The organism is Fibrobacter sp. (genome assembly GCA_017503015.1).
Lineage (GTDB): Bacteria > Fibrobacterota > Fibrobacteria > Fibrobacterales > Fibrobacteraceae > Fibrobacter.
The window spans coordinates 48,498-70,749 of record JAFVTX010000038.1 but is presented as its reverse complement, the minus strand read 5'-3'; the positions used below and the strand labels follow the sequence as shown (position 1 = coordinate 70,749).

Genomic DNA, 22,252 nt, shown 5'->3' with positions numbered 1-22,252 from the left:
TTGTCTTATAGGGGCTCTTTATGAGCAGGAATAAAACCAGGACAGAAAAAAAACTGTTACAATTCCTGGAAATTGCCGATAATACGCAAGTAATCAGGACTCTCGGCGGAAACTCGCAGGGACTAACAGTCACAAGAGTTTCCTCCAGCGAGAACGGTTCATACCTGTAAAAGCCGTTCTTGACTGCGAAACACTTGTAAACCAGAGCCATTTTTGTGTTTTTTGACTGAGATGTGTGCTTCCCGAGTGAACAGTCGAACAAAGTGAATCTGTGAACGAGGGAATGTACACATCGAGGGAAAGATTTGTAAGGAGATGCCGGGATTTGCTTTTTCCAGTTCCCTTTTTGTATATTACCCCCCGAAAAGTCGTATTTCTATATCCCATAGCAGCCATTTTAGGTTGCGGGCTATGGAAATACGGCTTTTTTTCTTTGTAAGGAGAAAAAATGACCAAAAAGGCCGAAAAAACAGAAATTGTGGCGACAAACCCGCTCGTGGAGTCGGGGGTCGAGAAGATGATTCAGGTCATTCGGGGCAAGCAGGTGCTGCTTGACCGAGACCTGGCGACGCTCTACGGCGTGGAAACCAGACGTATAAACGAACAAGTAAAACGCAATATTGAGCGATTTCCTGAAGATTTTTGCTTTCAACTGGTTGCAGAAGAAATAAAAAAAATCAGATTACCTGTCACAGAAAAACGTTCAAGATCGCAAATTGCGACCTTGAACACGAACAACAAGCGAGGATCGAACATCAAGTATATGCCCTATGTTTTTACTGAGCAAGGGGTTGCAATGCTTTCTTCGGTTTTGAAAAGCGAGTCTGCAATTAGAGTCAACATCGCCATTATGCGAGCATTTGTGCAATTGCGGCACACCCTTATGGGTGGCGGCGGGCTAGTCAACCGTCTGTCCAATATGGAAACAAAAATCATCGAACAGGACAACAAAATGTCCGTACAAGAGCAAAAACTTCTTGACCACGACCAAAAATTCGACACTCTTTTCGAGGCGATGGATCGTGGCGAACTCAAGTCCAAGGGGTTGTTCTATAACAATCAAGAGTTTGAAGCCTACGCGTTTGTTTGCGACCTGATTCGTCAGGCAAAAAAGAAAATTGTTCTCGTGGATAGGTATGTGACCGAAAAGACCTTGACCATGATGCTCAAGCGGGAGAAAGGAGTTTCCGTAACCATTTACACCTACGATAAAAGCAAGGTTCTGGAGTTGGATTTGGCGACTTATAACGAGCAGTATCCCGACAGCCCGATGAAGGTTCTGCCGAGTTACGGAATGCATGACCGCTTTTTATTCATCGATGATACCGCCTATCATTTCGGGGCTTCGCTGAAAGACTTGGGCAAGAGCACCTTCTTCTTTACGCAGGAGGATTTTACGCTGGAGGAGGTGCTGAAAGAATCACAGAAATTGGAGCAGAATACGCTTTCTAAGGAGAAAAAATGACCAAAAAGGCCGAAAAGGGAGAACTCAGAGATATCCCAACTGTCGCAAATTTTGCGACAGTTCAAAAGAATCTGTTCCGCAAATCACTTGCTGAGATTTGTTAAAAACCTAACCGGTTTATCACAATTTCTTGCGGATGTCGGCGACAGACAACCAGCCCTTCTTTTTGGCGGAGTTCTCACCCTCAGCGAGGGCATGTTGCAGTTCCAGTTCGGCTACCATCCGCTCGTATTCCTTGATGTCCACAACCACATAGCAACCCCTGCCGTTCTTGGTCAAGTAAACGGGAGTGTCCTTGGAGACATTCTTGAGGACTTCGTTGTAGTTACGCAAATCAGAAACAGGTAGAATACAGGGCATAAGGACCTCCTGCCATAAATATATAAAATTTTAAGAAGAATATTAAGTAAATTTTTAAGAAAACAAAGAAGATTCCCCAAGCGGGAGACGGGGCGTTGCGGGGTGTCCCCGCAGAGGGGGTGGAGAGCGACGGAGTGCGAACCAGGGGGAGGCACCCCCCCCCCTATAGCGACCGTTCGGCTCTTATGCCCAAAATAGACCTCCGGTATCGCCTCACTATCGCAACCGTCCCAGTTTAATAACTGGGACTTTGTTGCTCACGGCGACCCATTCGGGTCTTTTTTCTATATTTGACCCGCAATTTAAACACAAAGAGACAAAATCATGGGAAAATCACTCTATCAGAAGATTTTTGAAAGCCACACGGTAGCAAAGCTCCCGAGCGGCCAGTGCCAGCTCTTTATCGGGCTCCACCTCTGCCACGAAGTCACGAGCCCGCAGGCTTTTGCGCAGCTCCGCGAAGAAGGCCAGAAGGTGCTGTTCCCGGAACGCACGTTCGCCACGGTGGACCACATCATTCCGACCACCTTCCCGGAACGTAACCGCCCGCTCAAGGACGGCATTTCCGAAGAGATGTTCTCCCATATTGAAAACAACACCAAGAACAACGGCATCAAGTTCTTTGGCCCCAGCACCTGCGAACAGGGCGTGATCCACATCGTGGGCCCCGAAGAAGGCGTGACCCAGCCGGGTATGACCGTCGCTTGCGGTGACTCGCACACGGCAACGCACGGTGCCTTCGGTGCTATCGCGTTCGGTATCGGCACGAGCCAGGTGGCCGACGTTCTCGCCACCCAGACGCTCGCCATGAGCCCGCTCAAGACTCGCCGCATCAAGTTCACCGGCAAGCTCAAGCCGGGTGTGACCGCCAAGGACGTGGCCCTCGCCTACATCGCAAAGCTCGGCGTGAACGGTGGCGTTGGCTACGCTTACGAATTTGCAGGCCCGGTCATCGAAGAAATGGGCATGGAAGGCCGCATGACGGTCTGCAACATGGCTATCGAAGGTGGCGCCCGCGTCGGTTACTGCAACCCCGACGAAAAGACGTTCGAATACCTCAAGGGCCGTCCGTACGCCCCGAAGGCCGACAAGTGGGACGAGGCCGTTGCTTACTGGAAATCCGTGGCTACCGACGCCGACGCCCAGTTTGACGACGAAGTCGAAATCAACTGCGACAACCTCGAACCGATGGTCACCTGGGGAATCACTCCGGCCCAGGCCATCCCGCTCAACGGCAACATGCCGAAGATCAACGAATTCGAAGGCAGCGAAAAGAAGGTCATCTCCGAAGCCTACGAATACATGGGCTGGGAAGAAGGCTCCAAGATGATTGGCCGCCCGATCGATATCGCGTTCGTGGGCAGCTGCACCAACGGCCGCCTCAGCGACTTGCAGGCCGCCGCCGAAATCATCAAGGGCCACAAGGTCGCCCCGACTGTGAAGATGTGGGTGGTGCCTGGTTCCATGAAGATCAAGGTGGAAGCCGAAGCTCTCGGTCTCGACAAGATTTTCAAGGAAGCCGGTGCCGAATGGCGCGAAGCGGGCTGCTCGCTCTGCCTCGCCATGAACCCGGACAAGCTCAAGGGTCGCCAGGTGAGCGCAAGCTCCAGCAACCGTAACTTCAAGGGCCGTCAGGGCAGCCCCACGGGCCGCACCATCCTCATGAGCCCCGCCATGGTGGCCGCCGCCGCCATTGAAGGCTGTGTCACCGACGTCCGCAAGTACATCAAGTAACGCTAAGGAGATTTAAAAAATGAATTCTATCGACATTGTTAAAGGTTCCGGCGTTCCTGTACGCGGTAACGACATCGACACTGACCGTATCATCCCGGCACGCTTCCTCAAGTGCGTCACCTTCGAAGGCCTCGGCGACAACGCCTTTGCCGACGATATCACAGGCCTCGCCGCTCAGGGCAAGGTCCACCCCTTCCGCGATCCGGCCTACAAGAACGGTTCCATTCTCGTCTCGAACCAGAACTTCGGTTGCGGTTCCAGCCGTGAACACGCTCCGCAGGCCCTGAAGCGCTGGGGCATCCGCGCCATCATCGCCGAAAGCTACTCCGAAATCTTCTTCGGTAACTGCGTCGCCATTGGCGTGCCCTGCTACAAGGTGAGCCACGAAGTGGCTGAGAAGATCCTCGCCTGGATCGAAGCACACCCGAGCGAAGAACTCGTCACGAGCACCGAAAGCCGCACGCTCAAGATGGGTGACGAAACCATCGAGCTCACACTTGCCGACGGCCCCCGCGGTCAGTTCCTCGACGGCTCCTGGCACGCACGCTCCGCCCTCATGGCCAACGCCGACAAGGTGCAGGAACTTGCAAGCAAGCTGCCGTATATGCAGTTCCTTAAGTAGGAATGAGGTGTGAGGTCGGCACTTCGTGCCTTTGAGGTCGCTACGCTCTGAGGTACGAGGTCTATCAATCAGCTTCCACGTCATTGCGAGCCTCGTAAAGGCGATATACGATACTAGGGGCTTCAGCCCCTTAGTAGAGTTAGGTTCGAAGGAGCGCAATCCACCCCTAATCGTCATCCTGGAGGGAGCCGTAAGGCGACCGATAGGATCCACAAGCATTACGAAAAGCGCTCGGTTTAAAAGCCGGGTGTTTTGTATATTTATAATAAAAGTTTTGACGGAATCTATATAAATGAAAATCAAATTTATCGCATTGATTATTACAACACTAATACTAACTTGCTGTGCACAAAATTATGCAAGTAAGGAAGGGGCAATCAGCCTATATCGAGAAAAAGAACTTCTAGATGTACACTGTTACTTGCAAACTAACGATTCTGTTTACATTTTAAAATCAACGGATTCATCATCTCTCCTGTATCAAAAAAACTATGAAAACGGTTCAAGATGCCAAGGGTGGATTTCAAACTCAAAGCTAGATTCTGTATCGCTTACATTCGTAGAGCATAAGTTTTTTTTGTTTTAGGGCGGAGCCCTAGGCGTAGGGGAAGCGGAAGACTTGCCATGGGCCCTATCGCTCCGCTCCAGGGTGACTGAAGGGCAAGGCTGCAGCGACCTTTGGACACTTGGCCTTTAGGCCTTAGTGTACATGGCCACCTTTAGGTGGTGGGAAGGCGTTCCCCCTTTTTTTTATTTAAATTTCATATAACCCATGTTCACCTCACCCATCGACAACATTCTCGTAGAAAAGGCAAAACGCCAAATGCACTTGCGCAACGGCGATAGTGTTGTCAAGACGTACAGAATTTCTTTGGGCAAAAATCCGATCGGAGCGAAAGTCAAGTCCGGTGACAACAAGACGCCCGAAGGCGACTACACCATCGTGCTTCACAACCCCAAAAGCAAGTTTCATTTATCGCTGAAGATTTCGTACCCGAACGCGGAGCAAATTGAGGCCGCAAAAGTTGGCAACTACGAGCCCGGCGGCGACATCATGATCCACGGCTACCCAAACAAGGTTCCGGCATTTCTCTTTAAATTTTGGCACAGGTGGAAGGACTGGACTGCCGGTTGTATCGCCGTCACAAACGACGAAATCGAAGAAATCTACGCCGCCGTCAAGGACGGAACTCCGATAACCATCAAGCCCTAGAGTGCTGGGTAAACATTCTCGTCCCGTGAATCACATACGGTCCGCAGCCTCGTTTTTCTAGTCAGAATGTGATGTCAGTTCTTCACAAGGAGCGGGCGAAGGTTCATTCATCAGCGTAAAAACAATATCTTGCCACCCATAGATAAACGTTCCCATCTCAATAGGAAGTTCCAAATACAACGAACGTAGATTTAATGTAACCGTACCATTTCCAAATTCACCCCCATCCGAGATAGTCCAAGTTCCACTATCATCGCGCAGCCTAGAATAAGTAATGCCTTCAGGCCTAATTTCAACCTGATTTTTGGTCATCACAAAAGAATCGTCGTCAAACAGATAAAGAGCATACACAAAAACTTTCGTGGTGTCATGAACGTATTCAATTTGGGCTTTTGCCTTATACCATGCCACCACATTTTTTGATTCATAATCCTTTAGAAAAATAGCGGAAAGAGTGTCAGCTACATTTTTTGCATAGGCGACGACACGCTCTACATCAACTTTACCCTCAGAATTCAGGAAAGAGCCCTGATGAGTTCCTTCATCTTCGATGTTAGCGTCATCATCTATAATTTCAGGCGATTTACCCGTTTCGCTGGTTTCCGGTCCCTTATCCACCCCAGAGTCTTCGCAACCAACGAAAGCCCCCATAAAAATCACCAAAGCAAGAAAGAAAAAATATTTCATAATAAACTAATATACATAAGCCTTGGCGGTTTTTGTATGGTATTGTTTGCACTTTTTTAAAAAAGAATGTATTCAACATGTATTCAAAATCGGCTACACAACACAGTCCATAGAAATTTTCGCATTAAAGAAAATGACTTCGGGTTTTAGGGCGGCACCTCCCCCTCCTCTTTCAAAAACGTCCAGATTAAAAGCCTGGGCGTTTTTTATATTCTACCCCATGAGACTTGCAAAGATTACACGGATGAAACGAAAAGCACTTGTCATTAGTGTAATGATTCTTTGTTGTTGGGCCTGCTGCGGTTTTTTCTGTACAAGCCAGTGGGATTTATACCAGAGCTGCGGACTAATAATAGATATAGAGCCACCCGAAAATTCCGATTCTGTTCATATTTCCGTATACAACGATGGGACTATCTATCATTTGTTTCGAGATACACTTATCCACCCCAAATCAAATCCTGCAGATTCTTTCAGAAGATTAAGCGTATACGAGCACGAAGACGACTTAAAGGATTCGGACTGGGAGTACGGCCGTTTTTTTATGGCGGAAACCGTTTTTTGCGGCGACAAGAAGACGATATTTCCCGTAGTTTCGTTCAATGTACGTAAAGGAAGAACTTCTACTTGGATAGAAACCTTTTACTCTACGGAAAGAGCCTTCTATGATTCCACAGGAACAAGATCTACTTTGCACGAACACTTTGACTATGATTCGTCTTTACCGCCAAATTATGATTTTGCCTCTATTGACGAGGATTCCACATACTACATAGAACAGCGTTTTGTTCCCATTGTGAACGATTGCGGTATAGACTCCACTTATCTCATCGAAATCGATTATACAAAAGAATGCCACAAAGAAAGTGATAATGCTCCGCCATGGCCGTTTTGAATAGAGGCTAAGTAAATGAAGGCAACCTTCTTTATCATATTAGTGCTAGTTGCGCAAGTTTTTGCGGGCTCCATTCGCATGTGTTTAGACTGTGTTGATCCTGAGGAATACGAATCGAGCATTGACTCAATGCCGATTATAGCGGATTCCGTCACAAAATCCTTTTCATTGCCTGATTCATCCCTGATAAACGCTGCAACAGACGCATATTCTTTTGAAGCGGTTTTTAACCCCATTCGGGACAGCCTTATTCTTTTTTATGCGGAACACCCCGAAGAACCGCTGGATTCACTTCGGCAAGAGGTTTTACTTAATTGGTCATGCCGGTACCTGCTACGTTGTTCTTCCCAAAAGCCTATAGGGAGCGGCTTTTACATATCGCGAGGACAATTTCAGTTTTTTGAATATAATGATGAAGAAGGAATTGACCAATTTTCCTCAAAACTTCCAGATACATCGTATTACCGAATATACCTTGAGCAAAAGCAACATATCGATTCAACTGTAGCACAGCAAAAACCAAATATCCGCCATAGGGTACAAAGTGCACTCTCACAACTAACATACCGGATGAAGCGGGATTCTTTATCCAAAAAAAGAACGTAGGGAACTCGCACAACTTATAGACCAACAAGTCGACTCCGTTGCAATGGACTACCATCTGGGATTGTACGAGAGATCTCAGTTAAAGCATTATACATCACGTCGAATATTCGCAATGGACCTTTCTTTTTTTATGGCGATGCCAACCATTGACGAGTCCTTCAACAAAATCAGGTTCTACGGCGGGGATATTTCGAGCAACATGTGGACATGGTCCGGACAAATTTCCGCCTCCAGGATATTTATCCCCTTCCAATCACAAAGCGTGCGAAGGATCTTGCCGATTTCGGCCTTTTTCTCCCCGAAAAACACCTTCCTGCGATATTTAGGCGCGAAAACCACATGATATTTGCAGTTCCACGTCGTATGTGCCATCATGTTGTGATTATTACTATTTTGCATTTTACACTCTTGGTTGTTTGTTTTGCAGATGCCAGTCCGCATTTCAAATCTAACCAAGAGCTTTTTATTCCCTCAAAGACGTAACGCCAGAAGGCTTCTTTAGAACCACCAGCCCAGCTGGTGGTTTTCGGTTCATACAATAAGAAAGGCCCCCCTCGCGGGGGACCTTTCCTAAGAAGGAGAAAATATTGAGAAATTAAAAGAACTTAGAACTCATCAGGAGGGGAGCAATGATATAAATTGTCCTAAGAATTACCCATTAATATCCCAACGCTCATAATATACCAATTCTTTGGGGCTTTGGAACTTTTGTTTTTCTTATTTAAATTTCTATTTCTTTCTTACAAAGAGTTCTACTCTTCTCTAAATATAATCTTGCACTTAGGCACAAACCTGAATCCGCCACGGCGGTGACGTTCAATTTCAAAGTATTTCTTGACGCCTTCCGATACGTTACCATCCTTGTCGTCGGTGCCGTTAATATGGGCAATAACACGGTTCAGGCGGCTTTCGAAGTTCGGGCGGAGCGGATCCATACAGATAGCCGGATCCCTCTTGAATTCGCGGTTTTCGTATTCTTCACGACCTGTTGCGGTGTATTCGCGGAGCAAGTTTCTAAGGATTCGGGCAGGCACGTTGCGCATCAAGTGCTTGCTGTTCACCGAAATGGAATCATCGCTCTTATAGTAAATGACCGTCACGGAGTCGTTTAAGCCTTCCAAAAGCTGCTCCTGAGCCTTCTGGATGGGCTTCCAGGAATCAAATTCCTGTTTGACCACGGCACTCATCAGCTTATTGAAGGGCTCCGGAGCCACCACATCGGCCTTGTAATCAAAAAATACGATTGCGGCAGGGGCACCATAGTAACAGCCCTTATGGATAAGGACTGCGCCAACCTTCTCATCCACCACGTCTTCGAGGGCTTTGACGCAGGTCATTTTCTTTTCGGCGTCAAATTCCCATTCTAGGCCATTTTCTTCGAGGCAGTCCCCGAAGGTCATATTCTTACCCACGGCACGGCCGTTCACATAAACAAAGCCGTCATCCCGCATTTCAGCGGTAGCCCTGTTTTCCAAGGCTTCAATGAAAGAGGTCTGGGCAGCCTTAAATTCCATGTGTTCGTAGGGCGGAGTATCCAAAAGGATAGGGCCAATTTGTACTAAACCGTTGAACCACCGCATGGGGTTCGTCACCAACATGCCCGGAGAATCGAAACGGAACGAGAAATATTCCTTTCGGTTTCCATCAACAACTTCACGACGGAGGAACTTGGGATCGGTAAGCAGGGGGTAACGCTTGGGGATAATATCCAGGCAGAGCTGACGCACATCCTTGGTGGCATAGAACTGAGACACATAAGGAAGGTAAGAGCGCAGCACACTACGGGCAGGAACCCCTTCAAAAGCGGCGCAGCGGTCAATAATACGCTGCACAAAGGCATCGGGATTTTCGCCCCGCTCATAAAGCCAGTTCACCACCGTATTCATAATCAGACGGTGAACGCTCTCATCAACGAAGGAATCTTCAAAGTAAATGTCATTTAGAGTCTTTACCGTAAAGCGAGGGTCTTTTTTTACCAAAGTCAAGAGGTCCTTGACAGGGTAAGAAATCAGCAGCTCAATATGTGTAAACTGTAAAAACAGATTTGATAACACGATAACCTCACTCCGACAAGCCGCCTAAGATTGGCGTTAGTCTCTTGTAGCAATATAGTAAAAAAAACATAAAAAACAAAAAATGGCTATATTTTGGCCGTGGAATCCGCCAAAATACACATTTTGCCCGATGAAATCATCAATAAAATCGCCGCAGGCGAGGTAATTGAGCGACCTGCATCGGCAGTCAAGGAGCTTTTGGAGAACGCCATAGACGCTGGCGCAACCCGTATCCAGGTGCAAATCGAGCAGGGCGGCAAGCAAAAAATAGTAGTGTCCGACAACGGCAAGGGCATGGGACAGGCAGACCTGGACCTGTGCTACCTGCGGCACACCACCTCTAAGTTGAGTAGTGCCGACGATCTGTTCCACCTGCACACCAACGGGTTCCGCGGCGAAGCGGTAGCCTCAATCGCCGCCGTGTCTAAAATGACCATTACCAGCGCCACGGACCAGGGCGAAAGCAACCGCATTGTGCTTCATGGCGGAAACGTCATCGAAAGAGAAGGTGTGGCCGCCAGCCGAGGCACAACTTTTCTTATCGAAGACCTTTTTTACAACACCCCTGTCCGGAGGACATTTCTCGGAAGCGAGGTGGCGGAATCCTCCAAGATTCTAGACGTCGTCTTGAAAATTGCGCTGGCCCACCCCGAAATCCGTATCGACTACAAGGTAGGCGAAAAATCCGTATTTATCGGAGTCCCCGGAGAGCTCCGGACCCGCATCGCCGAAGCCATCGGGTCGGGCATTGCCAAAAAGATGCTCCCGGTGGACTACACCGAAGCTGGCGTCCACGTGACCGGCTTTATATCGCCTACTACGGAACAAAACGGCAAACGGTATCACCAGTACCTATACCTGCGGAACAGGCCCATCGAGAACAAGGCCATCGCCAAGGCCATCAGCCAGGCTTATGAGCCCTACGGCGTCAACTGCAAGCCTGTGACGGTCCTGTTCCTGGACATGCCGGACATGGAGTTCGACGTAAACGTGCACCCCGCCAAAAGGGAAGTCCGTTTTGCAAACCAGAACTTGGTATTCCTAGTAGTGACCCACGCTATCCGAGAAACCTTCCGAGAAGATTTAGAAAAGAACTCCCCCCTTATCGATTTAAGTTCAGAAATAGCGGGCGGAGTCGGAACAGAAGTCCCGACCAATGACCAATCCTCCATTGCATCTCCGAAATTTCAGGAATTCAACGCCTCGGCGCCACGGTTCAAGGACAGCGGGACCAGCCGTTACACTCCCGACAAAGACGAAGTCCAGGACCTGTTTTCACAGCCCGAAGCGGGCAAGCTTATTTCTCTGGAAGATTCCCTGCAGGACCCCCTCTGGAACAAAGAAGCCCCCGAACCCGAAAACACCCCCTGGGTACCCCCGGCGGTATTCCAGACGGCAAACACCTATATTGTAAGCGAAGATTCCGAAGGGCTTTTGGTCATTGACCAACATGCCGCCCATAGCCGGATCCTATATGAACAGGCTCTGGAGATTCTGAAGAACGGAGGCTCCATCGACAGTCAAGAGCTGTTGTTCCCGGAGCTCACCGAATTTTCCAGAATGGAACGGGAAATTTTCGACTTTGTAAAAGATTCCCTGAAGACCCTGGGTTTTTATGTAGAGCCTTTCGGCGGTTCGGAATTCCAGATCAGGTCCATCCCCTGTAACCTGCCCATTTCCAGAGCAGCAAAGTCGGTCCACGAGTTCTTGGAAGACTGTATCGAGAACGGAGGGAAAGCAGACCTCGCCAAAGTTCAGGAGTCCATGGCGAAAGCCTGGGCCAAAACTAACGCCTTCCAGGCGGGCGACAAGCTGAAACCCGAAGAAATGTCCAGGCTAGTAAGCCAGCTGATGGCTACCGAAGACCCGTTAAAATCTCCCTACGGCACTCCAACACTTATGCGAATTTCTCTGGACGAACTGGCCAAGAAATTCAGCCGTTAAATAATTTATCGACAAAATAATCCGGAACAAAGCCTTTGCCGAGGCACTCCGTCAAGGACACGGCCAACGGCCTTGATTTAGCGATGTCTTGGTTGTGCATGGCCGCTAAAATCTGGGGAACCATTTTTTTCGTGCCTCTGCCTATAAATTCAGGAATCAGCGAATTTCCCATTAAAATGTTGGGCATGGCGAAAGTTCTGGTTTTCACAAGCAATTTGCCCAAAGCATAGGTCAAGAAGTCGGGCTTTGTGGCAACCACAAGAGGCGCACCCGAAAGGGCAAGCTCAAGAGTCACCGTCCCCGGAGTGGCAAGGGCCATAGATGCCGCCCCGAACAGCATGCGACGCTCTTCGGAATCTTCGGGCGCCACCTGAACAGAAAACTGTTGGCGCTCTGCCTCCCCTATTTTTTGGATGTAACTTTCCAAAGAGGGTATAAGGGATTCACGAGGGACAATCAGCTTGACTCTTTTACCTGTAGCGACCTGTGGCGAAGGCATTTTTAGCCACGCCTCAGCCACCTTTAAAAACAAGTCCATGTTTCGTTTTGCCTGAGAAAGCCTGCTCCCCGGAAAAAGAAGCAAGGTTTCTTCACTGGAATTCAACTGTTCCGAATAGGGCAAAGTATGGTACAGGTTTTCGTGCAGCAGAAACGGATGGAGCAAGACGTCGGCATTGACGCCCTTTTGCGCATAGGCCTCTTTTTCAAACTGGAAAAGTACGGCGAGATTCACTCCGTCCAGTTTTTGGGCGCGACCCGGTTTCCAGGCCCAAATCTGGGGTGGCGCTACATAAAGTACCGGCTTCCCCATCTTTTTTGCAACCTGGCAAAGTTTCATGTTAAAGCCAGGATAGTCGATAGCGATAAAGGCCTTGCATTCCTCGGAACAAAGCAGGTCTTTCAGCTTTCGATAAACTTTTTGGAGCTTAGCCGTCCGAGGCAAAACGTCCAGAAATCCAGAAACGGGAAGTTCGTTAAATTCTGCTACAGGAACAAGTCCCGCATTCTGCATGCGGCTGCCACCCGTACCCACCGGGAGCATTCCCCGCTGGACTATGGACTGAACAAAGGCTTCCCCCAGAACATCTCCGGAATCTTCCCCTGCACAGAAAAGGACAAACGGTTCTTGCACAGAAACTACCTGCGGGGTTTCCCGGAGACCCAGACCTTAGAGGCGCCCATGTCCTGCTTGAGCCAATTCAGTACATCTTGAGAATAGGACAGTTTGTATTTGTGAAGTGTCAGCCCATGTTCGTAACTTGATTCCGTCTCAATGTGCAGAACCAGTTCACTGCCAGGTTCACCTTCGAACGCCTCGAACTGTTGCATTCCCATTTCCAGCTTCTGCAAGAATTCTTCTGAAAGCATAGAAGAATAGATGTTGGCGTGGATGTATTTGACCATCCGATCACGGACATAGTCCAGCTGGTAAGCTTCTTCTACCACCACCTGCATCTGCTCGGTAATGTTTTTTTCTCTATCCCGCTGGTATTCCAGCGTTCCCTTCACCAAAATGCGATCATCTTCGGAAATCTTGTCCCGGAAACTTTCCCAGGTGTCTTTCTTAAAAAACAGTCCCACTTCGCCCTGGAAATCCTGCATTTCGCCAAAGCCGATAGTAGCCCCGCGCTTTGTTTCTATAGAACGCATACGCGTGACGATTCCACCGACGGCCACCACGCAGCCCTCTTTACGGGCCAATTCTTCTTGGCTCAGGCTGCAGGTGGTAAAACCGATCAATTCGGGGCGGAATTCGTCAAGCGGGTGCCCCGAAAGGCAGAGCCCAAGAACTTCACGCTCCTTGTTGAGCATTTCTACGCTGCCCCATTCCTCGGCTTCTTCCAAGACTTCGGCAATGTTAGAAATAGAGGAATCAGCCCCGCCCATATCAAAGAGAGACATCTGTCCTTTGGACTTGTCTTCTTGATAGCGGGCAGCCACTTCTAGCGCCCTATCCACCGTGGCCATCAGCACAGCTCTGCTCCCAGGCAGACCATCAAGAGCGCCGGCCATAATCAGGCATTCCAAAGTCTTTTTGCTGAGAGGCGGGCGTTTTTCTTTCAAGGAACCTTGGTATTCCGCCACCCGCTTACAGAAATCAAAGATAGACTTGAAAGGGCCTCCCTTTTCACGGGCTGCCACCACGTCTTCTACCACGCCGATTCCCACGTTGCGGATTCCCGCAAGACCAAAGAGAATCTGGTGCTTGGTGTTGGCGGTAAAAATCCCTTGAGACGAATTGATATCCGGCGAGAGCACGGGGATACCCAAGCGCTTGCATTCCTGAATGATGGTGACGATATCTTCGGTCTTGCCCATCTTCGACGTCATGGAAGCGGCCATATACTCCGGGCCATAATGGGCTTTCAGGTAAGCAGTCTGGTAAGCCACATAGGCGTAGGCGGCAGCATGGCTCTTGTTGAAGGCGTAACCGCAGAACGGAAGCACCGCGTCCCACACTTTTTGGATCAACGCGTGATCATAACCATTGGCTTCACATTTCTTGAAAAACTCCGGCTCCAGTTTTTCCATCTTCTCAGGCATTTTCTTTGCCATGATACGACGGATATTGTCAGCACCACCCAGGGTGTATCCGCCCAGAATCTGGGCCAGTTTCATTACCTGTTCCTGGTAAACAATCACGCCGTAGGTTTCGCCAAGCACCTGTTCCAAGTCAGGGTGGTAACAGTCAATTTCTTCTTTACCCTGCTTACGGGCAATAAAGTGGGGAATCTGTTCCAACGGCCCCGGACGATACAGGGCGTTCATAGCGATAAGGTCAAAAATTCGGGTAGGCTTCAGTTCCCGCAAATACTTTTGCATACCCGGAGATTCGAACTGGAACACCGTCGTGGTCATGCCCTTGCCCAGCAGGTCAAAGGTTTCCTTGTCATCCAGCGGGATATGGCCCATGTCCAGCTCGATGCCACGGTTCTTCTTGACCATGTTCACCGTGTCTTGAATGATGGACAAGTTAATAAGACCCAAGAAGTCCATCTTCAGAAGCCCGATATCTTCGGCGTAATGCTTGTCGTACATCACCACCGGCGTATCTTCAGGGGCGGCACGGTACAAGGGCGCAAGGTTATAAATCGGAGTCGGCGTAATCACCACACCACAGGCGTGCACGCCTGTCTGGCGAGGCAAATCCTCCAGTTTTTTGGCGATGTCCCACAGGTTCTGGTAGCTGGCACGGCTATTGATCATGGCCTGCAGGGGTTCCGGGCTATAACCGTCTTCCAGGTTATTCCCCTTCTTGTCTTTGCCCGTCCAGGCCTGCTTCAAGCTGAAATTCAAAGTCCGCTGCGGGAACAGTTTGGTAATGGCTTTCGCTTCTTGCGGCGGAATACCCAAAACGCGGGCCACATCGGTAATCACCGCCTTGGACTTGAGCATGCCATAGGTGATAATCTGGCCCACGCACTCCTTGCCGTATTTTTCGGTCACGTAGTCAATCACGCGACCGCGATCCCTATCCGAAAAGTCCGTATCGATATCGGGCATGGACACGCGTTCCGGATTCAGGAATCGTTCAAAAAGCAAGTCAAAGGTCAGCGGGTCGATGTCGGTAATGCCGATAATGTAGGTGACAAGAGAGCCTGCGGCAGATCCACGGCCGGGACCTACGGGAATCCCGTGTTCCCTGGACCAGTTGATAAAGTCCCACACAATCAAGAGGTAGCCTGCCACGTTCATGTTGCGGATACAGTTCAGCTCCTTGTACATGCGGGCCGCCACTTCGGTATCGTGGGCAGGGAACTTAAAATCTTCGTTGGGGAAACGCCATTTAAGACGCTGGTTACAAAGGTGGGTAATGTAAATATCCGCATCGCCACCCGGTTTGCACCAGCGACGCACGTTTTTCTCCCAAGCATTGTTGTCGTCGTCGTCAAAAAATTCAGGCTGGGACAGGCGTTCAATTTCCGCTTTATCTTCGTCGGTCAGGGCGTCTTCAGCCATTCCCTTGTCGGCACAATAAGATGCCGTCACCTTTTTCTTTTTATCCTTGATAACTCCCTTGAGTTCCCTTTCGCGAACAACAGGATACTCCGCATCGTATTCCGCCTTCATGATGGCCTTGATACTCTGGTATTCCTCAGAGGCCAAAAAATCTTCGGGAATCTTAAACCGGGGCCAATATTCGTCGCCAATGCCGGTTTTTACTGTAAAATTACAGCGATCCGCAATCTTTACCGTATTTTCGATAGCGCCAGGAATGTGGCCGAACAGTGCCACCATCTCTTGTTCGGTTCTAAAATAGAACTGGTCCGTAGGGAAACGCTTATCCGTAAAATCGTTCAGAGTCTCTTTAAGAGAAATGCAGCGCAAAACCTTGTGGGCCTGGGCATCTTCTTGCTTAATATAATGGACATCGGCTACGGCCACCACTTCGCGGCCTAGCTCCCCCGCCAACTGCACATTGTAGTCATTCAGCAATTTCTGCTGGGGAATTCCGTTATCGCAAACCGAAAGGTAAAGATGGTCCCGGTCAAAAATTTTGTCCAGGGATTCTATGTATTCCCGGCCAACACTGTTGCGGCCGGCAGCCACATTCTGACCGTAGCGGCTAAAGAAATCCCCTGCAATGGCGATAATGCCTTCTTTGTGTTCATTTACCACCGACAGCGGGACCGACGGGATTTCGGCCCAGCGGTCTCCATCTTCGTAGCGGAAACTCACTATACGAAGCAGGTTGTAATACCCCACATCGTTTTCTACCAGGAGGGTTAGTCGTTCATAAGTTGTCGGGTCTTTCTGGTTTGCGCTTGGCGAATCCACATAGACATGACAGCCGTAGATGGTCTTGACTGGCGGGAGTCCCTGTTCCTTGCGTTTCTTGTTCAGGTCTTTTCCGCGGGTCTGGATTTCCAGGATGCCGAACATGGCGCCATGGTCGGTAAGGGCCACCGCAGGAGCATTTTCTGCAGCGGCAGCTTCCAATATGCCGTCGAGACGGGCCGATGATTTTAAAACGGAAAACTCGGAATGAACTTGCAGGTGAACAAAAGCCATAGCTGCAATTTAGTAAATCTGCGCATCCAATACAGTTATCTATTTTGAGTTCTGAGTTATGGGCTACATCCTACAGACTAGCCACAAACATCTAAGTAATTATGCATTAAGGGAATACGCATCAAGTATTTTGCGAGCCTTGAGACTGGCATTCTCAAATTTGCGATGATATTCTTTTCGCACCCGAAGCTCATTGGGCAACATCCACAAAGCTTGCAACCAAGCCTTGGCAAGGGCTTTACAAATCGAAATCTTTGAAAGTTTTTTGCCGTCGCCAGATTGCCCTGGCACACCACCCTTCGCCATACTCAAGTAGCGAACAAAACCGCGGAAAGGGAGTTTAAAAACATCGGACATCGGCAACAGTCTTACCGCCGTACGCAAGCGATTCCGTTCCGAGTAGAACAACTTGCGAGGTGAATACCGCACCGTAGTCATGGAGCGTTCGTGATAGACTTTAGCCCCCGGGCAAAACACGGTCTTGAATCCGGCTAAATTATGGCGAAAATACCATTCCGTTTCTTCAAAAAAAAGGAAAAAACTGGCATCCATCTTACCTGCGGCCTCTGCAGCCACCTTACGAAAACTCATCACGGCGCCATAACAGCCAAAAACCTCTTTTTCGCGAATGTCCGCTTCGGCGATATTCAAACCGCTGGCTTCATTTTTGGCAAAAAGGTCTGCTCCAAATTGAACACCTACCGCATTCACCACGCCACTTTTTTCCATCACCAGACTCGCTACTGAACCTGCTTCTGGATGACGGTCAAAACAATTTAAAAGATTTTCCGCCCAAGTCGGATCAAACTCCAGGTCCATATTGCAAAGCACCTGGATATCGGCATTCATATTTTCGAGAAGTCCGTTGCAGGCTCCTGCATAGCCCAAATTTTCACCGTTTTCGATAATGAAACAATTCAGGTTCTGCTTTTTTAAATTCTGAATGGAATTGTCTGTAGAAGCATTATCAAAAACAAGAACCCGCACCGGCACAGTTTGCGCCAAAAGGCTCTTGACGCATTCCGCAAGTTCCGAGCCGCCATTATAATTGATAATACCTACGTCCATTTAAAACTACAATCCGTAAAAACGAATATAATCAATGGATCCTGCAAAGTACCGGTCATGATACAACTGATTCATCAGGTCATATCCAACAGACAAATTGTAACCTAACTGGGAAACATCACCCTTGTATTCCGTTTCCAAAGTCAACTTTCCGTCTTGGAAAATTTTGAGCTTCTGGGAAGCCAGTTCTACGCGAATTTCAGTCCATTCACCAATCTTCAATTCATTACCCGTAAAGATTTTCCACTCGACGCCATCAACATCTTCGTCACGCAAGTGAACCCTAAGGACCCCATCATCAATTCGTACCATCCAGCCATCGCCGTAACGTCCTGGAGGCTCAGCCACAAATACATTCTGAATTTTACCAAATGAAGTCGGTTTCACCCTGGCTTCTACAGCAAAGTCCTTGCGGCAGAATGTAGAAGTAAGATTTACGGGCAGGCCCGACTTTCCATCCAATTTCAAAGCCTTGTCCACTACCGCAACCGAACCTTCAGCAATTTTGACAGAATTGTTACTCATCTTGTCTAGGCCCACGAATGCAGGGTCATTGAATTCCCACGCCACCAGCAGGTTTCCCTTTGAGTCATCAATTTTTGTCATGGAACCTTCACTAAATTTCGTAAAATGCCCATAGCGGATGTAGTCTATGGATCCCTCAAAATAGCGGGTATGATAATTCTGGTTCATTGCGTCATAGCCGATTGCCCAGTCGTACCTTTGCTGGGTGACATCGCCATGGTAAGAAGCGGCAACCGTCAATTCTCCATTCTGGAACACCCGGATACTATCCGCGGAGCGTTCCACCCGGATTTTCATCCACTGTCCCAACACTAGATCTTTTCCTGCAAAAACCTGCCAATTGTCACCATCTTTTTCCGAATCCCGCAAATGCAGACGAAGGGTTTCTTCGTCTACGCGAAGCATCCAACCATCTACGCCACGTCCAGGGGGTTCGGCCACAATGATGTTCTTCATTGACCCAAAGTTATCCACCTTGACCCGGGTTTCTACAACGAATTCATTCTGGAGCAAACTGTCGGAAAGGGGTATTCTCAGACCGGAGGCCCCATCGAAGACAGCAATGCCTTCGTCATTCAACACCGTTCCCTCACCAACGGTGGCGTCAAATCCGTTTCCTGTATAGTCCCGGCCTATATGGGCTGGGTCGTTAAATTCCCATGCGGCAATCCACTCCTCTTGAGAAGAATCCCAATCTTCGGCAATGGACTTGACTGGAGTTTCTTCCGGCTTTCCCGCTATTTTCATATTGTGGACTTTATCAAAGCGAACACACATCACACGACCAGGCGTATTTTCCATAACCTCCGTAGGGTCAAATCCAATAGTGAAGGACCCTTCCAGGGAGCGCACCGTACCGCTAGCAATTCCTGCAGCACAGATTTCCCCATCAACATACAAAACCGTAAGCGAATCAACACGTTCTGCCCGAACCGTTTCCAGCTCGTTCAGTTTTAATGGAGCCTGGGCCTCCAACTTAAGCCACCGGCCCTCTGTAGAAGCATCCCGCCATGTAAAAAACGGAATTCCGTTTTCAACACGAAGTGCCCAAGCATCGGCATCGCCATCTACCCCGGCAGAAGCCAAAGTAATATAGCCCTGATGCGATTCAATAATAACATCCGCCTCTACGGCAAAGCCATTATCAGAAAACGTATCGTCTACTTCAATAGAAAGCGTATCTCCATCCACAGCCCAAAAATGTTCCACATCTCTGGAGCACTGAGCAAGACGGGCCTTTGCCAAGGAGGCATCAATTCTTGTCACACCTACAGTCGAATAGGTCTGTTCAGACGAATCGAACATCGATTTTTCAGAGCAGCCGCACAGGCATACAAGCAGAACGAAAGTAACCACAGCAGCTAGAGTCTTGAGCACGTTCATACCGAGCCCTCCTATTTTTTGATTTTAGTCAAGAAACCATACTGAAAAGGAATATAACTTAAATGGCTCAAAACGTTTGGCATAAACTTCAGCTGTTTGCGGATTCCCACAATACGTTCGACTTCTAGGCCATTTTCCTTGGCAAAGCGGATAAAGCTTTTCTTGGTCCAAAACGTCTTATGATTAATATCCAGAACGCCGAGAGCCTTTTCCCCTTGATCCACCTTCACATAGCGGAAATCCCTGGTCAAGACAATCTTGAGGATATTTTCAACACAAATAAAATTGGGGAGAGAAAGAAGGATATGGCCTTCCGGGGTCAGGTGTCTTTTGCAAAAATTGATCAGGTCCACGGGATCGTTCACGTGCTCAAGAACATCACACATGACTATCAGGTCGAACTTGCGGTCTTCTTTGTAGTCTTCGTAAAGAACGTGATGATATTCGTTAAAGCCACCAGGGAAGTTTTCGGCGGTCTGGCAATCTGTCCTGTTTTCGGGCTCTATAGCCACCTTATAGGAATCCTTGGGATAAATCACGCAATTCTTGCCGGAGCCAGCCCCTATTTCCAGGACGGTTTTAGCATCTGGAGGGACAAGCATAGCGATATCATAACGAACTTTATTCGGGTACATAAAAACCTCTTTACCAAAATATAAAATTTTCTTGGTAAAAATGCTATTTTTACAGGCAATGACGGCAGGTAAGACAGCCAAAGGGCCTTGGATAAAAAAAATTTTCCAGCTTCTTGTAAGCGTGGGTGGTTTCGCTTACATTTTTTACAAGATTCCTTTTGCAAGCGTCATGGAGAACTGGACAACGGCCATGATACCTTGGGTGGTGGTCATGCTCGTTGCCGCAAACCTAATCATGCTCATCCAGGCCAACCGCTGGAAAGGTCTCTCGGTACAGGGGCCAGAAATCCCCTTCAAGACCTATTACGCTTACACAGCCCTGGGGTATTTTTTTAACAACCTGCTCCCTACCGGCTTTGGCGGCGACGCTGTAAAATCTTTGGCATTCGGAAAAAAATTCAACCAGACCAGTCAATCCATTTCGGCAGTATTTCTTTCACGCATTCAAGGACTCCTTGCCATGTTCCTGTGTTTCTTTGTAGCGCTTCCCTTCGCCCTGTCAAAAATCAACGTACCTACGGTTTACACCCTCATTATGTGCGTTGCTCTACTGGTTTGCATTGCCGTTATCCTCTGCTGTCTGTTTTCTGACAAGATTCCCTTTCCTGAATATATTACCAACAAACTTCACTTTATTCCAAAGTTGCAGTATAGTCTTTCTATTTACAGAAAACACAAAAAACAACTGCTGTTGTCTTCGTTGGATTCACTTTGGCTACAACTATTGACCCTCTTCACCAGTTTCGCCTACTTCAAGGCGGTGGGTGTCGATATCAATATCGGCATCCTGGTAGTCTTTACCAGCATCACCATCGTAGTCGCCATGCTTCCCGTTTCTCTTAACGGTATTGGCGTTCGCGAGGGAGTCCAAATAGCCCTTTTTTCCGGAATCCTCGGCATTCCTGCGCATCTAGTTCTTGCCGCAGGCTTGCTGGGTTACATTCCCTTGCTGTTCCAAGCCTTGCAAGGAGCTGTGGTACTTGTCGGAAGTAAGAAGGATTAGCCCCAGACTTCTTCCTTGAGTTCGCGACCCCACATGTCCTTGATGACATCGTCCACCTTCTTTCCTTCGAAAAGGAGGGCATGGACGGAGTTCACGATGGGCATTTCTACACCCAGCTTGTCGGCAAGAGCCTTGGTGCTCTTGCAGGTGGGTACGCCTTCGGCCACCATTTTCATGCCGGCGAGAACCTGTTCGATGGTTTCGCCCTTACCGATGTGTTCCCCCACATAGCGGTTACGGCTGTGCTGGGAAAGGCAAGTCACAATCAAGTCACCCATACCGGCGAGGCCAGCAAAGGTTTCGGACTTTGCCCCGAGGGCCTTGCCCAGGCGGCACATTTCTGCCTGACCGCGAGTCAAGAGGGCTGCACGGGAATTGTCTCCAATCTTGTACTTGCCGCTGGCTTCAAGACCATAAAGCACGCCAGAGGCAATGGCGATAACGTTTTTCACAGAACCGCAAAGTTCAATGCCCACGATATCCGTAGAGCTGTACACGCGCAGGTAGCTGCAGCTCATGACCTTCTGCACAAACTTCGCGGATTCTTCGTTTACACAGGCGGCCACAATGGCCGTAAGGATATGGCGGCTCACTTCTTCGGCATGGGAAGGCCCGCTAAAGGCCACCATTTTGTCTTCGGTAAGCCAGGGAACGTTTTCCAAAAGGACTTCGCTCATGAGCTGGTTCGTGCCTTCGAGAATGCCCTTTGTGGCACAGACTACCACAGGCTCCTTGCCCTTGGCCGGCATCCACTTACCGAGATTCTTGGCGACACCGCCCATAAACTGAGAGGGCACCACAATAAGCACCATGTCGCAACCATCGAGGGCGGCGTTCATGTCGGTGGTGTACTTGAAATCTGCCGGGAAAATCACACCGGGCAATTTGTCCTTGTACTGGTGCTCCGTCGAGAGCAAATCCACTTCGGCCTGCGAGTTAGTCCAAAAGGAAACTTCGCACTTATTTTCATAAACCACCTGACCAAGGGTAAGTCCCCAGCCGCCAGTTCCTAATACTGTAACCTTCATACTGTCGTCCCTAATTA

At 48.9% G+C, this 22,252-nt stretch carries 17 protein-coding genes and 1 pseudogene; 8 read left to right on the top strand and 10 right to left on the bottom strand.

Annotated elements, in window-relative coordinates:
- Positions 1 to 448: 448 nt before the first annotated feature.
- Positions 449 to 1,465, top strand: coding sequence for an ORF6N domain-containing protein (locus IKB43_07180; GenBank protein ID MBR2469917.1), 1,017 nt, complete (start codon positions 449 to 451; stop codon positions 1,463 to 1,465).
- A 120-nt stretch (positions 1,466 to 1,585) separates the two neighbouring features.
- Here IKB43_07180 and IKB43_07175 read toward each other — a convergent pair whose 3' ends face one another.
- The gene (locus IKB43_07175; GenBank protein ID MBR2469916.1) at positions 1,586 to 1,825 is read right to left on the bottom strand and encodes a type II toxin-antitoxin system prevent-host-death family antitoxin; all 240 of its coding nucleotides are present in this window, start codon (positions 1,823 to 1,825) and stop codon (positions 1,586 to 1,588) included.
- Positions 1,826 to 2,149: 324 nt separating this feature from the next.
- Between IKB43_07175 and leuC the strand changes: the two genes are divergently transcribed.
- From leuC to IKB43_07160, 3 genes are all read left to right on the top strand, one after another.
- Positions 2,150 to 3,559: a 3-isopropylmalate dehydratase large subunit gene (gene leuC, locus IKB43_07170; GenBank protein ID MBR2469915.1), complete on the top strand. Its 1,410-nt coding sequence runs from the start codon at positions 2,150 to 2,152 to the stop codon at positions 3,557 to 3,559.
- A gap of 19 nt (positions 3,560 to 3,578) precedes the next feature.
- On the top strand, positions 3,579 to 4,181 hold the full coding sequence (locus IKB43_07165; protein MBR2469914.1) for a 3-isopropylmalate dehydratase small subunit: 603 nt from the start codon (positions 3,579 to 3,581) through the stop codon (positions 4,179 to 4,181).
- 772 nt (positions 4,182 to 4,953) lie between these two features.
- Positions 4,954 to 5,394 carry a L,D-transpeptidase family protein gene (locus IKB43_07160; protein ID MBR2469913.1) on the top strand — a complete coding sequence of 147 codons (441 nt, stop codon included), beginning with the start codon at positions 4,954 to 4,956 and terminating at the stop codon, positions 5,392 to 5,394.
- Between the two features lie 57 nt (positions 5,395 to 5,451).
- Here IKB43_07160 and IKB43_07155 read toward each other — a convergent pair whose 3' ends face one another.
- Complete coding sequence (locus IKB43_07155) at positions 5,452 to 6,081, bottom strand: hypothetical protein (GenBank protein MBR2469912.1); 630 nt, start codon at positions 6,079 to 6,081, stop codon at positions 5,452 to 5,454.
- Between the two features lie 220 nt (positions 6,082 to 6,301).
- Between IKB43_07155 and IKB43_07150 the strand changes: the two genes are divergently transcribed.
- Positions 6,302 to 6,976, top strand: a complete 675-nt coding sequence (locus IKB43_07150) for a hypothetical protein (GenBank protein MBR2469911.1) — start codon at positions 6,302 to 6,304, stop codon at positions 6,974 to 6,976.
- 15 nt (positions 6,977 to 6,991) lie between these two features.
- Positions 6,992 to 7,582 (top strand): hypothetical protein, encoded by a 591-nt coding sequence (locus tag IKB43_07145; GenBank protein MBR2469910.1) that lies wholly within the window; start codon positions 6,992 to 6,994, stop codon positions 7,580 to 7,582.
- A 180-nt stretch (positions 7,583 to 7,762) separates the two neighbouring features.
- On the opposite strand, the pseudogene tnpA reads toward IKB43_07145, so the two are convergent.
- Together tnpA and IKB43_07135 are read right to left on the bottom strand one after the other, a co-directional pair.
- A pseudogene (gene tnpA / locus IKB43_07140) lies at positions 7,763 to 7,957 on the bottom strand (IS200/IS605 family transposase).
- A 377-nt stretch (positions 7,958 to 8,334) separates the two neighbouring features.
- On the bottom strand, positions 8,335 to 9,636 hold the full coding sequence (locus IKB43_07135; GenBank protein ID MBR2469909.1) for a hypothetical protein: 1,302 nt from the start codon (positions 9,634 to 9,636) through the stop codon (positions 8,335 to 8,337).
- 99 nt (positions 9,637 to 9,735) lie between these two features.
- On the opposite strand from IKB43_07135, the gene mutL reads away from it, so the two are divergent.
- Positions 9,736 to 11,580: a DNA mismatch repair endonuclease MutL gene (gene mutL, locus IKB43_07130; protein ID MBR2469908.1), complete on the top strand. Its 1,845-nt coding sequence runs from the start codon at positions 9,736 to 9,738 to the stop codon at positions 11,578 to 11,580.
- Here mutL and IKB43_07125 read toward each other — a convergent pair.
- The 5 genes from IKB43_07125 to IKB43_07105 form a co-directional block, all read right to left on the bottom strand.
- Positions 11,570 to 12,712, bottom strand: coding sequence for a lipid-A-disaccharide synthase (locus IKB43_07125; protein MBR2469907.1), 1,143 nt, complete (start codon positions 12,710 to 12,712; stop codon positions 11,570 to 11,572). The genes mutL and IKB43_07125 overlap by 11 nt on opposite strands.
- A gap of 5 nt (positions 12,713 to 12,717) precedes the next feature.
- Positions 12,718 to 16,593, bottom strand: a complete 3,876-nt coding sequence (dnaE, locus tag IKB43_07120) for a DNA polymerase III subunit alpha (protein ID MBR2469906.1) — start codon at positions 16,591 to 16,593, stop codon at positions 12,718 to 12,720.
- A 99-nt stretch (positions 16,594 to 16,692) separates the two neighbouring features.
- A complete protein-coding gene (locus tag IKB43_07115; protein MBR2469905.1) occupies positions 16,693 to 17,661 on the bottom strand; it encodes a glycosyltransferase family 2 protein in 969 nt (322 codons plus the stop codon).
- A 6-nt stretch (positions 17,662 to 17,667) separates the two neighbouring features.
- A complete protein-coding gene (locus IKB43_07110; GenBank protein MBR2469904.1) occupies positions 17,668 to 19,542 on the bottom strand; it encodes a hypothetical protein in 1,875 nt (624 codons plus the stop codon).
- A 38-nt stretch (positions 19,543 to 19,580) separates the two neighbouring features.
- Positions 19,581 to 20,204: a class I SAM-dependent methyltransferase gene (locus IKB43_07105; GenBank protein MBR2469903.1), complete on the bottom strand. Its 624-nt coding sequence runs from the start codon at positions 20,202 to 20,204 to the stop codon at positions 19,581 to 19,583.
- A gap of 58 nt (positions 20,205 to 20,262) precedes the next feature.
- Here IKB43_07105 and IKB43_07100 point away from each other — a divergent pair, with 58 nt between their 5' ends.
- Entirely contained in the window at positions 20,263 to 21,207 is a 945-nt protein-coding gene (locus IKB43_07100; protein ID MBR2469902.1) for a flippase-like domain-containing protein, read from the top strand.
- Here IKB43_07100 and IKB43_07095 read toward each other — a convergent pair.
- Complete coding sequence (locus IKB43_07095) at positions 21,204 to 22,235, bottom strand: NAD(P)-dependent glycerol-3-phosphate dehydrogenase (GenBank protein MBR2469901.1); 1,032 nt, start codon at positions 22,233 to 22,235, stop codon at positions 21,204 to 21,206. The two genes, IKB43_07100 and IKB43_07095, sit on opposite strands and share 4 nt — an antisense overlap.
- Between the last annotated feature and the right edge of the window lie 17 nt (positions 22,236 to 22,252).

What these genes read in the sequence shown, in the direction of transcription:
- IKB43_07115 (MBR2469905.1), bottom strand. Translation starts at nt 17,661, where the DNA reads ATGGACGTAGGTATTATCAATTATAATGGCGGCTCGGAACTTGCGGAA.
- leuC (MBR2469915.1), top strand. Translation starts at nt 2,150, where the DNA reads ATGGGAAAATCACTCTATCAGAAGATTTTTGAAAGCCACACGGTAGCA.
- IKB43_07180 (MBR2469917.1), top strand. Translation starts at nt 449, where the DNA reads ATGACCAAAAAGGCCGAAAAAACAGAAATTGTGGCGACAAACCCGCTC.
- IKB43_07165 (MBR2469914.1), top strand. Translation starts at nt 3,579, where the DNA reads ATGAATTCTATCGACATTGTTAAAGGTTCCGGCGTTCCTGTACGCGGT.
- IKB43_07150 (MBR2469911.1), top strand. Translation starts at nt 6,302, where the DNA reads ATGAGACTTGCAAAGATTACACGGATGAAACGAAAAGCACTTGTCATT.
- IKB43_07095 (MBR2469901.1), bottom strand. Translation starts at nt 22,235, where the DNA reads ATGAAGGTTACAGTATTAGGAACTGGCGGCTGGGGACTTACCCTTGGT.
- IKB43_07160 (MBR2469913.1), top strand. Translation starts at nt 4,954, where the DNA reads ATGTTCACCTCACCCATCGACAACATTCTCGTAGAAAAGGCAAAACGC.
- IKB43_07100 (MBR2469902.1), top strand. Translation starts at nt 20,263, where the DNA reads ATGACGGCAGGTAAGACAGCCAAAGGGCCTTGGATAAAAAAAATTTTC.
- IKB43_07105 (MBR2469903.1), bottom strand. Translation starts at nt 20,204, where the DNA reads ATGTACCCGAATAAAGTTCGTTATGATATCGCTATGCTTGTCCCTCCA.
- IKB43_07145 (MBR2469910.1), top strand. Translation starts at nt 6,992, where the DNA reads ATGAAGGCAACCTTCTTTATCATATTAGTGCTAGTTGCGCAAGTTTTT.
- dnaE (MBR2469906.1), bottom strand. Translation starts at nt 16,593, where the DNA reads ATGGCTTTTGTTCACCTGCAAGTTCATTCCGAGTTTTCCGTTTTAAAA.
- IKB43_07175 (MBR2469916.1), bottom strand. Translation starts at nt 1,825, where the DNA reads ATGCCCTGTATTCTACCTGTTTCTGATTTGCGTAACTACAACGAAGTC.
- IKB43_07155 (MBR2469912.1), bottom strand. Translation starts at nt 6,081, where the DNA reads ATGAAATATTTTTTCTTTCTTGCTTTGGTGATTTTTATGGGGGCTTTC.